This is a genomic window from Burkholderia sp. MS455, from assembly GCF_016899445.1.
GTDB classification, from domain to species: Bacteria; Pseudomonadota; Gammaproteobacteria; order Burkholderiales; family Burkholderiaceae; genus Burkholderia; species Burkholderia pyrrocinia_C.
In genome coordinates, this window is the sequence record NZ_CP041778.1 from 3,074,590 (window position 1) to 3,087,923 (window position 13,334).

Genomic DNA, 13,334 nt, shown 5'->3' on the forward strand with positions numbered 1-13,334 from the left:
GACCCGTCCGCGGCCGGCCGGCCGCGGCACCGACAGGAATTCACCATGACCCAGGATCCGCTTTTTCAACCGCTGCGACTCGGCACGCTGACGCTGCCGAACCGCATCGTGATGCCGCCGATGACGCGTTCGCGCGCGAGCCAGCCCGGCGACGAAGCCAACGAACTGATGGCCGCGTATTACGCGCAGCGCGCGAGCGCGGGCCTGATCGTCAGCGAAGGCACCTATATCGCGCCGCTCGGCAAGGGCTACGCGTGGACGCCCGGCATTCACACGCCGTCGCAGGTCGCCGGCTGGCGCAAGGTGACGGACGCCGTGCATGCCGCGCACGGGCGCATGTTCGCGCAGCTGTGGCACGTCGGCCGGCTGAGCCACACGAGCCTGCTCGGCGGCCGGCAACCCGTGTCGTCGTCGCCGATCCAGGCGAAGGGCGTGAACGTGTTCATCGCCGGTGAAGACGGCAGCACGCCGGGCTTCGTGCAGGCGTCCGAGCCGCGCGCGCTGACGATCGACGAGATCCGCGAGATCGTCGGCCAGTACCGCGCCGCCGCGCGCCACGCGATCGAAGCCGGCTTCGACGGCGTCGAACTGCACGGCGCGAACGGCTATCTCGTGAACCAGTTCATCGACTCGAATGCGAACACGCGCACCGACGCGTACGGCGGCTCGCTGGAAAACCGGCTGCGCTTCCTGCGCGAAGTCGCGCAGGCGCTGATCGAAGGCACCGGCGACGCGTCGCGCGTCGGCATCCGCCTCGCGCCGCTGACCACGCTGAACGGCTGCGTCGACGACGATCCGGAAACGACCTACCTCGCCGCCGCGAAGCTGCTCGGCGAGCTCGGCGTCGGCTACCTGCACATCGCGGAAGCCGACTGGGACGACGCGCCGCTGATGCCGGTCGAATTCAAGCGGCAACTGCGCGCCGCGTACCCGGGCGTGCTGATCTACGCCGGCGCGTACACCGCCGAGCGCGCGCGCGAAGCGATCGCCGCCGGCTGGGCCGACCTCGTCGCCTTCGGCCGCCCGTTCGTCGCGAACCCGGACCTGCCCGAGCGCCTGCGCACCGGCGCCGCGCTCACGCCGCACGACCGCAACACGCTGTTCGGCGGCGGCGCACAGGGCCTGACGGACTATCCGACGCTCGCGCAAGCCGCCGCGTGAACGATCCACAGGAATCCGACATGAGAATCACGCTCCCTTCCCGCCTGGGTTTCGGCACGGCGCCGCTGGGCAACATGTATCGCGACATCCCGAACGAAGAAGCACTGGCCACGGTCGATGCGGCCTGGGAAAGCGGTATCCGCTACTTCGACGCCGCGCCGCTGTATGGCGCGGGCCTCGCCGAGCTGCGCCTCGGTGAAGCGCTCGCAGGCCGTCCGCGCGACGAATATTCGCTCGGCACGAAGGTCGGCCGGCTGGTCCTCGACGAACACGAGGACGCGTCGCAGCGCGATCTCGGCGAGAAGGGCGGCCTGTTTCGCCATGGCCTGCCGAACAAGATCGTCTACGACTACACCGAGGACGGCACGCTGCGCTCGATCGAAGCGAGCCTCGAGCGGCTGCGCACCGACCGGCTCGACACCGTGTGGATCCACGATCCGGCCATCGACTTCCACGGCGAGCGCTGGCTCGACGTGTTCGACGTCGCGATGTCAGGCGCGGCCAGGGCGCTCACGCGGCTGCGCGACGAGAAGGTCATCAAGGGCTGGGGCCTCGGCGTGAACCGCGTCGAGCCGTGCGAGCTCGCACTCGAACGCTCGGATCCCGACGGCTTCCTGCTCGCCGGCCGCTACACGCTGCTCGACCATGCGGGCGCACTCGAACGGCTGATGCCGGAAAGCGTCGCGCGCGGGCTCGGCATCATCGTCGGCGGTCCGTACAATTCCGGCGTGCTCGCCGGAGGCACCCACTTCGAGTATCAGCCGGCGACGCAGGACATGCTCGATCGCGTCGCGCGCATCCGGCAGATCGGCGAGCGCTTCGGTGTGGACGTTCGCGCGGTGGCGCTGCAGTTCTCGCTCGCGCACCCGGCCGTCGCCGCCGTGATCCCCGGCGCGAGCCGGCCCGATCGCATCGACGAGAACCTGCGGCTGGCCGCGGCGCCGATTCCGTCCGAACTGTGGGACGCGCTGAAGGCCGAGCGCCTGATCGCCGAGCACGCGCCGACGCCGGCCGGCGCGGCCTGAGCCGCTTCCGCGCGACCGCCGCGACGGGCGGCCGCGCACAGCCATTCCGTCACAATCGCGGCGACTATCGCCGCGATTGCCATTTCCGAATTGCAGCCTGCGCAATCGGCGTCTAGCGTTTACGGGATCGACTCCGCACGATCGTCACCCGACCCGAAAGGACGCCCCGCCATGCCAAGCCGTTCCCCGAAACGCGACATGCTGCTGGCCCTCGCGGCCGGCCTTTCCTTCTCGGCTTTCACGTTGCCGGCTTATGCCGACGATGCGGCCGGTCTCGCGCCGCCCGAGCCAGCGACGCCCGTGCTCTCGACGACCGCGACCGGCGTGCAGATCTACGCATGCGAATACGACAATGAACACCGGCTCGCGTGGACATTCCAGCGCCCGGAGGCGATGCTGTTCGATGCCGGCGGCACGCTCGTCGTCCGGCACGGCGCGGGGCCGTCGTGGGAAGCGCTCGACGGCAGCCGCATCACCGGCAAGAAGCTCGCGGAAGCGCCGAGCGCACGCCCGAACAGCATTCCGCAACTGCTGCTCGCCGCGACGCCGGCCGCAACCGGCACGCTGGCCGACGTGCGCTTCGTGCAACGGCTCGATACCGCGGGCGGCACGCCGCCGGCCGCGACGTGCGCGACCGAGCATGCGATCGGCCGCTTTCCGTATTTCGCGCGATACGTGTTCCTGAAGTAACGCGCGGCGGCGCCCCCAAGCGCGGACGCCGCCTTCAGGTTGCTCGCAGCCCGTCCATTTGATCAGTTATCCTGCATTTATGGATTGGATACGTGGCATCTTCATCGTCGTCGTTCAGGCTACGAAATGATGCGCGCGCGTCAGCGTATCCGCATCGACAGCTCGACATCGCCGCCGAACGGCACCGACAGATAGCCGTTTTCCGGCGCGCGCACGTAGGCGAGATAGTCGGGGCTGTATTCCGCGTTGTCGGCGACGACGAACGCACCCGCCCCGAGCCGCGGTTCGACCAGCGCGAGTATCTCGGGATACAGCGCCTTCGCGCCATCGAGCAGCAGCAGATCGACCGTATCCGGAAGGTCGGCGGCCAGCGTGCACAGCGCATCGCCTTCGCGAATCTCCACGAGATCGGCAAGCCCGGCGGCCGTCAGGTTCGCCCGCGCGCGCACGACCTTCGACGGCTCGAACTCGCTCGTGATCAACCGGCCGCCGCCGTTGTCGCGCAGCGCGGCCGCGAGATGCAGCGTCGAAATGCCGAACGACGTGCCGAATTCGACGATCGCCCGCGCGCCACGGCTGCGCGCGAGCATATACAGCAGCGTGCCCGTCTCGCGCGATACGGCGAGCGGGTAATCCTTCAGGCGCGCATAAAAATCGGCGTAGTCGGTCTTGCTGCGCATCAGCCGCGCGTGCTCGTCGTGCGACAGGTCGGCAAAGTCCGGGCTCGTCGCGGGCGACGACGCGTCGGCCTCGTCGAACAGGCGCTCCAGCAGCGAGGCAAGCGGGTCGAGAATCAGGGTGGTCATGCGAATCTCCGGTATCGGGTTGAGTGCGTCGTTGCACCCGATTAGAATATGACGAACTATTCAGGTTTTACTATTCGCATTGGCAAACCGCTCATGACCGACCGCCGAAACACCCGGATCGCCACGCGCAAACAGCCCCAGCAGGCCCGCTCGACGCGTCTCGTCGAAGACGTCCTCCAGGCCGCTGTTCAGGTTTTGGCGAGCGAAGGCGCGCAGCGCTTCACGATGGCGCGCGTCGCCGAGCGGGCCGGCGTGAGCGTCGGTTCGCTGTACCAGTACTTCCCGAACAAGGCGGCCGTGCTGTTCCGGCTGCAGCACGACGAATGGCGGCAGACATCCGAGATGCTGCGCGGCATGCTGGAGGATGCGCGTCAAACGCCGCCCGAGCGGCTGCGCACGGCCGTCCACGCGTTCATCCGTTCGGAATGCGACGAGGCGCGCATGCGCATCGCGCTCGACGACGCCGCGCCGCTCTATCGCGACGCGCCCGAGGCGCGGGAAGCAAAAGCGGCCGGCAACCGCATCTTCCAGGCGTTCATGCGGGAGGCGCTGCCCGATGCGCCGGACGCCACGCGCGCGCTCGCATGCGACCTGATCACCACCACGCTCGCCACGGCCGGCAAGGCGTTTTCGGAAAGCGAGCGCACGCCCGCGGAAATCGATGCGTATTCGGCGGCCATGGGCGACATGTTTTGCGCGTACCTCGAGCGTCTCGCGCACAATTGACGCGTGGACGGGACCGGCCACGACGAAAGACTTTCGTAATACCCGATGCACCACCCGCTGCCGCCCTGCCCGCCGACCCCGCGTTCAAATAGTCGCCTTAACGGATTCGAACTAGGCGTATACACGCGTTCCGGCACGACGAAGCCCCGTTTCACGCCGATATAAGCGCTGCGACATGCGCTGCATGCTCTTCCCCCAATGGGACGTGATGGGCGGTTCGCCTAACCTTCGCTACGGCAAAGCACACGTGACGGGGTCGACAACACAACGCGCGGTACGACGCGACACGCTCGCGATCGTTTCGATGCGCGCATGACGACACGGATCACGCGTCATTCGTCCCCACGACGTTGCCGACAATTCCAACCAGATTCGAGACACCCTGACGACGGCTCGCCACGGGCCGTTTCAGCATGCTGATAAAGGAGCAAGCTCATGAGTGATACCCCGGTGCAGCCGACGGTCGGCGTCGGCGCGGAAGAAACTGACTTTGGCACCACGGGAGTCATCGACCGGTACTTCGGCATTTCGTCGCGCGGCAGCACGCAGCGCCGCGAAATCATTGCGGGCGTGACCACGTTCCTCGCGATGGTCTATTCCGTGTTCGTCGTGCCCGGCATGTTCGGCAAGGCCGGCTTCGACACGAGCGCCGTGTTCGTCGCGGTCTGCCTCACCACCGCGTTCGGCTCGCTGCTGATGGGCCTGTGGGCGAAGCTGCCGATCGCGATCGGCTGCGCGATCTCGCTGACCGCGTTCACCGCGTTCGGCCTCGTGCTCGGCAAGGGGCTGCATCCGACGGTCGCGCTCGGCGCCGTGTTCCTGATGGGCCTCGTGTTCACGGGCATCTCGGTCACCGGCGTGCGCTCGTGGATCCTGCGCAACCTGCCCGCGGGCGTCGCGCACGGCACCGGCATCGGCATCGGCCTGTTCCTGCTGCTGATCGCGTCGAACGACGTCGGCCTGGTGATCAAGAACCCGGGCGCCGGCCTGCCGGTCTCGCTCGGCCAGATCACCGCGCTCCCGGTCATCATGTCGGTCGTCGGCCTCGCCGCGATCTTCGGCCTCGAAAAGCGTCGCGTGCCGGGCGGCATCCTGCTCATCGTGATCGCGATCTCGGTGTTCGGCCTCGTGTTCGACCCGGCCGTGAAGTACCACGGCATCTTCGCGCTGCCGTCGCTGAGCGCACCGGGCCATGCGTCGCTGATCGGCGCGATGGACATCAAGGGCGCGCTGTCGATGGCCGTGCTGCCGAGCGTGCTGGCGCTGGTGATGACGGCCGTGTTCGACGCGACCGGCACGATCCGCGCGGTCGCCGGGCAGGCTGGCCAACTCGACGAGAACGGCCGCATCATCAACGGCGGCCGCGCGCTGACCGCCGATTCGATCAGTTCGATCTTCTCCGGCTTCCTCGGCGGCGCGCCGGCGGCGGCCTACATCGAGTCGAGCGTCGGCGTGGCCGCCGGCGCGAAGACGGGCCTCGCGGCGGCCGTGGTCGGCCTGCTGTTCCTCGTCGTGATGTTCTTCTCGCCGCTCGCGGGCCTCGTGCCGTCGTACGCCACGGCACCCGCGCTGATGTACGTCGGCCTGCTGATGCTCGGCAGCGTGAGCAAGCTGCACATGGACGACATGGTCGACGCGATGTCGGGCCTCGTGTGCGCCGTGTTCATCGTGCTGACCGCGAACATCGTGACGGGCATCATGCTCGGCTTCTCGACGCTCGTGATCGGCCGCATTGCGAGCGGCGAATTCCGCAAGCTCAACGTCGGCACCATGCTGATCGCGGCCGTGCTCGTCACGTTCTATCTCGGCGGCTGGGCAATCTGACCGCGGATCGTGCGCGACGTCGCCGGCAGAAGGACGGCGCGCATCAGGACGACAACGTCTCCTCCACCATCATCGTTGATGGTCTCCCGCCTGGGAACGCGAGTTTCCGGGCTTTTTTTGTCGATGCGGCGCGGTGCGATGCGCATCGCCGAAGCGGCGCGGCGCGAATTCGCGCCCGGTGCTACGATCGAGCTTTGCCTTCAGGAGCCGCCATGAACGCGCTCGGCATCGTCTCCGAATCGAGCACCCGGACCTCGGCGCGCAAGCCGCCGTTCATCCCGTCGTTCGGCTTCCACGAAGTGCACGAATCGCAGCCGATCCATGCGTCGCCGGCCCGCATCATCGACGCGGTCGCGGCGCTCGACATGCGCGCCGATCCGGTCATCGATGCACTGATGACGGTGCGCGAATTCCCGTCGGCCGTCGTCGACACGCTTCGCAAAGGGCCGGCCCGAAGCGAACGCGCGCGTTTCGGTTTCCACACGTTCACGCTGCTTCACCGGGACGACACGTCGCTGTCGCTCGGTCTCGTCGGACGCTTCTGGCGCCCGACGACCGACGTGCGCGCCATCGCCGATGCAACGGCCTTCGTCCGGCACGACGACCCACGCGACGCGAAGCTGGTGCTCCGGTTCGAAGTCGTCGGGCTGGCATCGGGTGCGTACATTCTGCGTACCGAAACCTTCATCCACTGCCCGATCGCACGGACGCGGCGGCTGTTTACGCCGTACTGGCTCGCGATCCGGCTGGGGAGCGGGTGGATCCGGCGCCGCATGCTGGCGGCCGTCGAAACGGCGCTCGCGTAAGCCAACGCATCAAAACGGCTTGATCACGACCAGCCCGACGACGATCCCCGCTGCGACCACGACAGCGCCCGCTGCGTGCCCGAGCCATTGCGCGGGCACGACGACGAGATCGTCGCGTTCCATGCGGCGCAGCGTGCCGGCCAGCATCCCGTGCAGCGCCGACAGCGCGACGACGACCGCCAGCTTCACCGACAGCCACGCGGCGCCGAACCAGTGTCCGCTCAGCGCGAGCGCAATCCCCGTGATCCAGACGAGCGCGAGCGCGGGCACCGTCACCGAACGATCCCAGCGCCGCACCGCGCGATGCACGGCGAGGTTCGCGATACGGATGCCGACGGACAGCATCAGCAGCCCGCCGACGAACGTGACGACGGCGACGACATGCGCGGCCTTGAGCAGCAGGTAGATCATTGCGCGTGCCGCCTGCGCGCGATCCATCCGGCGCTCGCCAGCCCAGCAAACGGCACGACGGCCGACAGCACGAGCCGCGCGACGTCGCCCTTGCTCCACAGCCCGCTCGACGCGGTGCCGACGACCGCCCACACGTACATCGCGAAAGCGATGCCGTGAATCGGCCCCATGATCGATACCGCGACCGGATAACCGGCCAGATGCTTGAGCGGCACCGCGATGCACACCAGCACGACGAGCGTGGTCGCCTCCAGTAGCGACAGGTACTGCAGGTTGCGCAACGCATTGCGATCGTCTTGTTTCATCGATGGGCCCTCAGGGTTGGTCAGCCGCAATTATGGCGTGTGGTACGGGCCCGATCCATTGGCTAGAATGCCATCTTTAAACGGATTCTGGCCACGGCCTCGAACGCCATGCATACGGTCGCCGTCCTCGCTCTGCCCGATGTCGTCCCGTTCGATCTGGGCGTCGCATGCGACACGTTCGCGCGCGTGCGTTCGCCCGGCGTCGAGCATGCGTACCGCGTGCGCGTGTGCAGCGAGCATGCGCGCGTCGCCGGCGACCTGTTCGAACTGCGGCCCGCGTTTCGTCTCGATGCGCTCGCCGACGCCGACACGATCGTCGTCCCCGGCACGTCCGTGCCGCTTGCGCCGACGTCGCGCCGCGCGATCGCGGCCCTGTGCGCGGCGGCCGCGCGCGGTTGCCGGATCGCGTCGATCTGCAGCGGCGCGTTCGTGCTCGCGGAAGCCGGGCTGCTCGACGGCCTGCGCGCGACGACGCACTGGCTGGCGGCCGGCGAACTCGCGCGCCGCTACCCCAACGTGACGGTCGACCCGAACGTGCTGTTCATCGACAACGGCCAGATCCTGACGTCGGCCGGCGCAGCGGCCGGCCTCGATCTGTGCCTGCACATGATCCAGGCCGACTACGGCGCGGCGGTCGCCGTCGACGCCGCACGCTACGCGGTGGCGCCGCGCGTCCGCGAAGGCGGGCAGGCGCAGTTCATCGCGCCGGAATGGCCGGCCGGCACCGACGGGCTGCAAAGCCTGATGGACTGGCTGCAGGCCAACCTGCACAAGCCGCTCACGCTCGACGCGATGGCCCGCAAGGCGTCGACGAGCGTGCGCACGCTGACGCGGCGCTTTCAGGAGCAGACGGGCACGTCGCCGCGGCAATGGCTGCAGACCGCGCGCGTCAGGCATGCGCAGCAGTTGCTGGAAGTCACGGAGCTGTCGATCGAACATGTGGCAACGGAAGCCGGGTTCGGTTCGGTGACCGCGTTTCGCGAGCGGTTCGCGCGCATCGTCGGCACGTCGCCGCAGCGGTATCGTCACGCGTTCCGCGCGCGGTCTGGCGCATGACGCTCGCGCTGCGCATCGGCACCCGATGCGTCGCCCCGACGACGTGAACCCACGCGCACAATCGTCAGGATCGCGACCGGAAGCCGCCGCCCCCGCCACCTCGCCCGCCAAAGCCCCTTTCGCGCCAACCGGACCCGACCGATGACCCGCATCCGCAATCCCCTGAACATCGCGCAGCTCCAGGCATTCGTCTCCGCCGCGCATCTCAAGAGCCTGCGCGCCGCCGCACGCGAACTCGGCGTCACGCAGCCCGCGATCACGCACACGATCCGCGAACTCGAAACGGCGCTCAACGCGGAACTGCTCGCGCGCAGCGTGCGCGGCGTCGAGCTGACCGCCTGCGGCCATGCGCTGCTGCCGCGTGCCGAGCAGTTGCTCGGCGACATCCGCCGCACGGTCGAGGCCGTCGAACAGGTGAAAGGCGAGATGTCGGGGCGCGTCGCGGTCGGCACGATGCCGTCGATCGCGCTGACGGCGCTGCCGCACGCGGTGACGGCGTTCCGCCGGTCGATGCCGAACGTCAGCCTGCATCTCGAGGAAGTGACGGTGCCCGACGCGCTCGCGCAATTGCGCAACGGCACGCTCGACATCGCCGCGATGCACCATGTGCCCGCGCTCGACCGCGATTTCACGCAATCGCCGCTGCTGTCGACCGAATTCACCGTCGTGATGCGCGAGGGCCACCCGCTCGCGCATGCGCGCCGTTTAGAGGAATTGCTCGACGCCGAGTGGATCGTCACCGTCGGCGCCGAGCAGTTTCCGCACAGCGTGATGGTCGGGATGTTCGAGGCGCGCGGGCTGCCGCTGCCGAAACGCCTGCTGAGATCGCCGATGTCGTTCGCGGTGACGCTCGGGCTCGTCGCGCGCTCGGACGTGATCGGCTGCTTCACGCGCCCGCTCGCCGCGATGGTCGCGCCGCTCGGCATCCGCACGGCCGAACTCGACGAAAGCATGCCGCGCTTCGACCTGTCGATCATCGCGCGGCGCGACATGCTGCCCACGCCCGCCGTTTCTCGATTCGTCACGTGCCTGCAGCGGGCGGTCAACGAAACGCTCGGTTGAATCGTTCCTGTGTCTGAAACGGTCGCGCGCCCCCGCGCGCCGCCGCCGGGCCCGGTATCGGGGCTTGTCCTAGGCGCCCTGCCGGTATTTTGTCTTGATAATCTCCGCACGTCGCGCGCCCGCATCGGGCGGGCGAAACGGACAGTCCGGCGCGAAGCCGTGCCGGACCGAAGGCTTATGGCGCGGCACAACCGCGCACCCATCGAACAAAACGAGGAGTCACCGAGTGAAAAAGATTCTTGCGGCTGTGACCGTTGCCCTGCTTGCCGTATCGGCCGGCAGCGCGTATGCGAAGGACTGGACGACCGTGCGGTTCGGCGTCGACGCAAGCTACCCGCCTTTCGAATCGAAAGGCCCCGACGGCAAGGTGGTCGGCTTCGACGTCGACCTCGGCAACGAAATCTGCCGCCGCATGAACGCGAAGTGCGTGTGGATCGAAAACGACTTCGACGGGATGATCCCGGCACTGAAGGCGCGCAAGTTCGACGGCGTGCTGTCGTCGATGTCGATGACGCCGGCGCGTCAGGAACAGATCGGCTTCTCGTCGAAGCTGTTCAATACGCCGACGCGCCTCGTCGCGAAGAAGGGCGCCGGCCTGCTGCCGACGGCCGAATCGCTGAAGGGCAAGTCGATCGGCGTCGAACAGGGCACGATCCAGGAAACCTACGCAAAGACCTACTGGGCGGCGAAGGGCGTGAAGGTCGTCCCCTACCAGAACCAGGACCAGGTCTATGCCGACCTGATCGCGGGCCGTCTGGACGGCGCGCTGCAGGACGCGGTGCAAGCCGAGATCGGCTTCCTGAAGACGCCGCGCGGCGCGGGCTTCGATTTCGCCGGCAAGGATATCGACGATCCGAAGACGCTCGGCAACGGCGCCGGCATCGGCCTGCGCAAGGAAGACACCGACCTGAAGGCGAAGATCGACGGCGCGATCGCCGGCATGCGCAAGGACGGCACGTACGACAAGATCGCGAAGAAGTACTTCGATTTCGACGTCTACGGCAAGTAATACGGCAAGCAAGCGAGCAATTCGCTTCGAAGCAGACGGGCTCCGCGAGGAGCCCGTTTTTTTTCCGCGCCAACCTCATGATTCTCAAGGAAAAACAGCGTGCTCCGGCACCGGTTTGATGGCGGCGACGCAGGCAACGTACAATCGATCTTCCACGCACACCGGATCATTCGCGGCTGCGCCGCACTCCCCTCATCATGCAAACGCAGACCCATCCGCTGATTTCCCCCGCCGTCGGCACCGAACGCCAGATCACGAGCTTCCACTACGGCCCGCGCGGCGGCAAGAAGGTCTATATCCAGTCGTCGCTGCACGCGGACGAACTGCCCGGCATGCTGGTCGCCGCGCTGCTGCGCCGCAAGATCGCCGCGCTCGAGACGGCCGGCAAGCTGCGCGGCGAAGTCGTCATCGTGCCCGTGCCGAACCCGATCGGCCTGTCGCAACACGTGTTCGGCGATCACCTCGGCCGCTTCGAGCTCGGCTCGATGCAGAACTTCAACCGCAATTTCTACGATCTCGCGGCGCTCGTGCTGCCGCGCGTCGAAAGCCGGCTCACGAACGACGCGCAGCGCAACCTCGTCGCCGTGCGCGCCGCGATGCGCGAAGCGCTCGACGAGCAGAAGCCGCGCACCGAGCTCGACTCGCAGCGCCTCGCGCTGCAGAAGCTGTCGTTCGACGCCGATATCGTGCTCGACCTGCACTGCGACAGCGATGCGGTGATGCACCTCTATACGAATCCCGATCTGTGGCCGGACGTCGAGCCGCTGTCGCGCTATCTCGACGCGCAGGCGTCGCTGCTCGCGCTGAACTCGGTCGGCAACCCGTTCGACGAGATCCACAGCTTCTGCTGGTCGGATCTGCGCAACCGCTTCGGCGACCGCTTCCCGATCCCGAACGGCGCGATTTCCGTCACGGTGGAACTACGCAGCGAACGCGACGTGTCGTACGAGTTCGCCGAAAAGGATTCTCAGGCGATCGTCGAATACCTGACCGAGCGCGGCATCGTCGACGGCACGCCGGCGCCGCTGCCGCCGCTCGCGCATCCGGCCACGCCGCTCGCGGGCACCGATCCGCTCGTCGCGCCGGTGTCCGGCGTGATCGTGTTCCGCACGCCGGTCGGTGCGATGATCGAGGCCGGCCAGGAAGTGGCCGACATCGTCGATCCGCTGACCGATCGCGTCGTCACGCTGAAGAGCAGCGTGTCGGGCGTGCTGTACGCGCGCCAGATCGTGCGCTTCGCGACGGCCGGCATGGAAGTCGCGCGAATCGCCGGCGCGACCGCGATCCGCACGGGTTCGCTGCTGTCGGCCTGAGATCGGCCCGCGCGCCGGGTAACGGCGCGCACCGACGCGTGCCAACACGCACCAATGCAATCGCCCGCTAGCGCGGGCGATTTGCTTTCCGATATGCCCGGCGATCCGGCCGGGCGGCGGCACGCCTGGGCGATCAGAACGCCGGCACGATCGCGCCGCCGAACTTCTCGTCGATGAACTTGCGCACGTCGTCCGATTCATAGGCCGCGACGAGCTTCTTCACCCACGGCTTGTCCTTGTCCTGCGCGCGCACCGCGATCAGGTTCGCGTACGGGCCGCGCAGATCCTCGATCGCGATCGCATCCTTCACCGGCGTGAGCCCCGCCTTCACCGCGTAGTCGGTGTTGATCGACGCGGCATCGACATCGGGCAGCGCGCGCGGCAGCTGAGCGGCATCGAGCTCGACGATCCTGATCTTCTTCGGATTCTCGGCGACGTCGAGCGGCGTCGCGTTCACGCCGTTCGTGCCGGCGCCCGGCTTCAGCTTGATCACCCCGTATTTCTGCAGCAGCAGGAGCGCGCGGTTGCCGTTCGACGGATCGTTCTGGATCCCGACCTTCGCACCGACCGGCAAGTCCTTCAGCGACTTGATCTTCTTCGAATAGAAGCCCATCGGCGCCGTGTAGGTGAGCCCGACGTTGACGATCCTGTAGCCGCGCTGCTTGATCTGACTGTCGAGGAACGGCTGGTGCTGGAAGCCGTTCGCGTCGAGGTCGCCCGAATCGAGCGCCGCGTTCGGCTGCACGTAGTCGTTGAATTCGATGACCTTGATCGCAAGCCCTTCGCGCGCGGCCACTTTCGTTACTTCGGTCCAGATCTGCGCGTCGGGGCCGCTCATCGTGCCGATCTTCAGCGTTTGCGGGTCGGCGTGCGCGCCGGGCGCCGCGAATGCCAGCGCCGCGGCGAGTGCGCCGAGGCCGGTCAGGATCGAACGTCGCATGGTGTCCTCTTGTCCCGTGTCGTTGTTGGAGCACGGATCGTGGCACGGGGCCCGAACACCGCCAACCAAGCTTATTTCATGTGCATATTCCCGATCCGGATCGAATCTCAGCCGAAATCGGTATAACTCCCCGCTATACAACCGGGCAGAATCCAATGTCGCATCGGCACCACACATTCTTCATATGACAGTCGCTGTCA

At 67.6% G+C, this 13,334-nt stretch carries 14 protein-coding genes; 10 read left to right on the forward strand and 4 right to left on the reverse strand.

The genetic code is table 11. From position 1 onward, the window contains the following. Nucleotides 1-45 precede the first annotated feature (45 nt). The 3 genes from FPJ27_RS18100 (at nucleotide 46) to FPJ27_RS18110 (ending at nucleotide 2,876) form a co-directional block, all read left to right on the forward strand. On the forward strand, nucleotides 46-1,161 hold the full coding sequence (locus FPJ27_RS18100) for an alkene reductase (protein ID WP_072440226.1): 1,116 nt from the start codon (nucleotides 46-48) through the stop codon (nucleotides 1,159-1,161). A gap of 20 nt (nucleotides 1,162-1,181) precedes the next feature. Next, a complete protein-coding gene (locus tag FPJ27_RS18105; RefSeq protein WP_204422025.1) occupies nucleotides 1,182-2,186 on the forward strand; it encodes an aldo/keto reductase in 1,005 nt (334 codons plus the stop codon). 171 nt (nucleotides 2,187-2,357) lie between these two features. Next, nucleotides 2,358-2,876: a DUF3455 domain-containing protein gene (locus tag FPJ27_RS18110; RefSeq protein WP_204422026.1), complete on the forward strand. Its 519-nt coding sequence runs from the start codon at nucleotides 2,358-2,360 to the stop codon at nucleotides 2,874-2,876. Between the two features lie 140 nt (nucleotides 2,877-3,016). Here FPJ27_RS18110 and FPJ27_RS18115 read toward each other — a convergent pair whose 3' ends face one another. Then, on the reverse strand, nucleotides 3,017-3,682 hold the full coding sequence (locus FPJ27_RS18115; protein WP_204422027.1) for a class I SAM-dependent methyltransferase: 666 nt from the start codon (nucleotides 3,680-3,682) through the stop codon (nucleotides 3,017-3,019). Nucleotides 3,683-3,730: 48 nt separating this feature from the next. Here FPJ27_RS18115 and FPJ27_RS18120 point away from each other — a divergent pair, with 48 nt between their 5' ends. From FPJ27_RS18120 to FPJ27_RS18130, 3 genes are all read left to right on the forward strand, one after another. Continuing rightward, on the forward strand, nucleotides 3,731-4,408 hold the full coding sequence (locus FPJ27_RS18120; RefSeq protein WP_204422028.1) for a TetR family transcriptional regulator: 678 nt from the start codon (nucleotides 3,731-3,733) through the stop codon (nucleotides 4,406-4,408). A 435-nt stretch (nucleotides 4,409-4,843) separates the two neighbouring features. Further along, nucleotides 4,844-6,232 (forward strand): NCS2 family permease, encoded by a 1,389-nt coding sequence (locus tag FPJ27_RS18125; RefSeq protein WP_204422029.1) that lies wholly within the window; start codon nucleotides 4,844-4,846, stop codon nucleotides 6,230-6,232. Between the two features lie 212 nt (nucleotides 6,233-6,444). Further along, nucleotides 6,445-7,038: a hypothetical protein gene (locus FPJ27_RS18130; RefSeq protein ID WP_204422030.1), complete on the forward strand. Its 594-nt coding sequence runs from the start codon at nucleotides 6,445-6,447 to the stop codon at nucleotides 7,036-7,038. Nucleotides 7,039-7,047: 9 nt separating this feature from the next. On the opposite strand, the gene FPJ27_RS18135 is transcribed toward FPJ27_RS18130, so the two are convergent. After that, the gene (locus FPJ27_RS18135) at nucleotides 7,048-7,449 is read right to left on the reverse strand and encodes a CopD family protein (protein ID WP_204422031.1); all 402 of its coding nucleotides are present in this window, start codon (nucleotides 7,447-7,449) and stop codon (nucleotides 7,048-7,050) included. After that, on the reverse strand, nucleotides 7,446-7,754 hold the full coding sequence (locus FPJ27_RS18140; protein WP_111019019.1) for a DUF3817 domain-containing protein: 309 nt from the start codon (nucleotides 7,752-7,754) through the stop codon (nucleotides 7,446-7,448). Before FPJ27_RS18140 ends, FPJ27_RS18135 begins: the two co-directional genes overlap by 4 nt. A gap of 108 nt (nucleotides 7,755-7,862) precedes the next feature. On the opposite strand from FPJ27_RS18140, the gene FPJ27_RS18145 reads away from it, so the two are divergent. The 4 genes from FPJ27_RS18145 to FPJ27_RS18160 all read left to right on the forward strand — a co-directional run bounded on the left by FPJ27_RS18145 (nucleotide 7,863) and on the right by FPJ27_RS18160 (nucleotide 12,194). Further along, nucleotides 7,863-8,810, forward strand: coding sequence for a helix-turn-helix domain-containing protein (locus FPJ27_RS18145; protein ID WP_204422032.1), 948 nt, complete (start codon nucleotides 7,863-7,865; stop codon nucleotides 8,808-8,810). A 141-nt stretch (nucleotides 8,811-8,951) separates the two neighbouring features. Further along, on the forward strand, nucleotides 8,952-9,872 hold the full coding sequence (locus FPJ27_RS18150; RefSeq protein WP_072440209.1) for a LysR substrate-binding domain-containing protein: 921 nt from the start codon (nucleotides 8,952-8,954) through the stop codon (nucleotides 9,870-9,872). A 226-nt stretch (nucleotides 9,873-10,098) separates the two neighbouring features. Further along, the gene (locus FPJ27_RS18155; protein ID WP_204422033.1) at nucleotides 10,099-10,881 is read left to right on the forward strand and encodes an ABC transporter substrate-binding protein; all 783 of its coding nucleotides are present in this window, start codon (nucleotides 10,099-10,101) and stop codon (nucleotides 10,879-10,881) included. A 197-nt stretch (nucleotides 10,882-11,078) separates the two neighbouring features. Then, nucleotides 11,079-12,194, forward strand: a complete 1,116-nt coding sequence (locus FPJ27_RS18160; RefSeq protein WP_072440205.1) for a succinylglutamate desuccinylase/aspartoacylase family protein — start codon at nucleotides 11,079-11,081, stop codon at nucleotides 12,192-12,194. Between the two features lie 133 nt (nucleotides 12,195-12,327). Here FPJ27_RS18160 and FPJ27_RS18165 read toward each other — a convergent pair whose 3' ends face one another. Then, nucleotides 12,328-13,134, reverse strand: coding sequence for a MetQ/NlpA family ABC transporter substrate-binding protein (locus tag FPJ27_RS18165; protein ID WP_204422034.1), 807 nt, complete (start codon nucleotides 13,132-13,134; stop codon nucleotides 12,328-12,330). Nucleotides 13,135-13,334 lie beyond the last annotated feature (200 nt).

Coding starts and splice junctions, on each gene's coding strand:
- FPJ27_RS18160 (WP_072440205.1), top strand. CDS start 11,079: ATGCAAACGCAGACCCATCCGCTGATTTCCCCCGCCGTCGGCACCGAA.
- FPJ27_RS18130 (WP_204422030.1), top strand. CDS start 6,445: ATGAACGCGCTCGGCATCGTCTCCGAATCGAGCACCCGGACCTCGGCG.
- FPJ27_RS18115 (WP_204422027.1), bottom strand. CDS start 3,682: ATGACCACCCTGATTCTCGACCCGCTTGCCTCGCTGCTGGAGCGCCTG.
- FPJ27_RS18100 (WP_072440226.1), top strand. CDS start 46: ATGACCCAGGATCCGCTTTTTCAACCGCTGCGACTCGGCACGCTGACG.
- FPJ27_RS18140 (WP_111019019.1), bottom strand. CDS start 7,754: ATGAAACAAGACGATCGCAATGCGTTGCGCAACCTGCAGTACCTGTCG.
- FPJ27_RS18105 (WP_204422025.1), top strand. CDS start 1,182: ATGAGAATCACGCTCCCTTCCCGCCTGGGTTTCGGCACGGCGCCGCTG.
- FPJ27_RS18165 (WP_204422034.1), bottom strand. CDS start 13,134: ATGCGACGTTCGATCCTGACCGGCCTCGGCGCACTCGCCGCGGCGCTG.
- FPJ27_RS18145 (WP_204422032.1), top strand. CDS start 7,863: ATGCATACGGTCGCCGTCCTCGCTCTGCCCGATGTCGTCCCGTTCGAT.
- FPJ27_RS18150 (WP_072440209.1), top strand. CDS start 8,952: ATGACCCGCATCCGCAATCCCCTGAACATCGCGCAGCTCCAGGCATTC.
- FPJ27_RS18120 (WP_204422028.1), top strand. CDS start 3,731: ATGACGAACTATTCAGGTTTTACTATTCGCATTGGCAAACCGCTCATG.
- FPJ27_RS18135 (WP_204422031.1), bottom strand. CDS start 7,449: ATGATCTACCTGCTGCTCAAGGCCGCGCATGTCGTCGCCGTCGTCACG.
- FPJ27_RS18110 (WP_204422026.1), top strand. CDS start 2,358: ATGCCAAGCCGTTCCCCGAAACGCGACATGCTGCTGGCCCTCGCGGCC.
- FPJ27_RS18125 (WP_204422029.1), top strand. CDS start 4,844: ATGAGTGATACCCCGGTGCAGCCGACGGTCGGCGTCGGCGCGGAAGAA.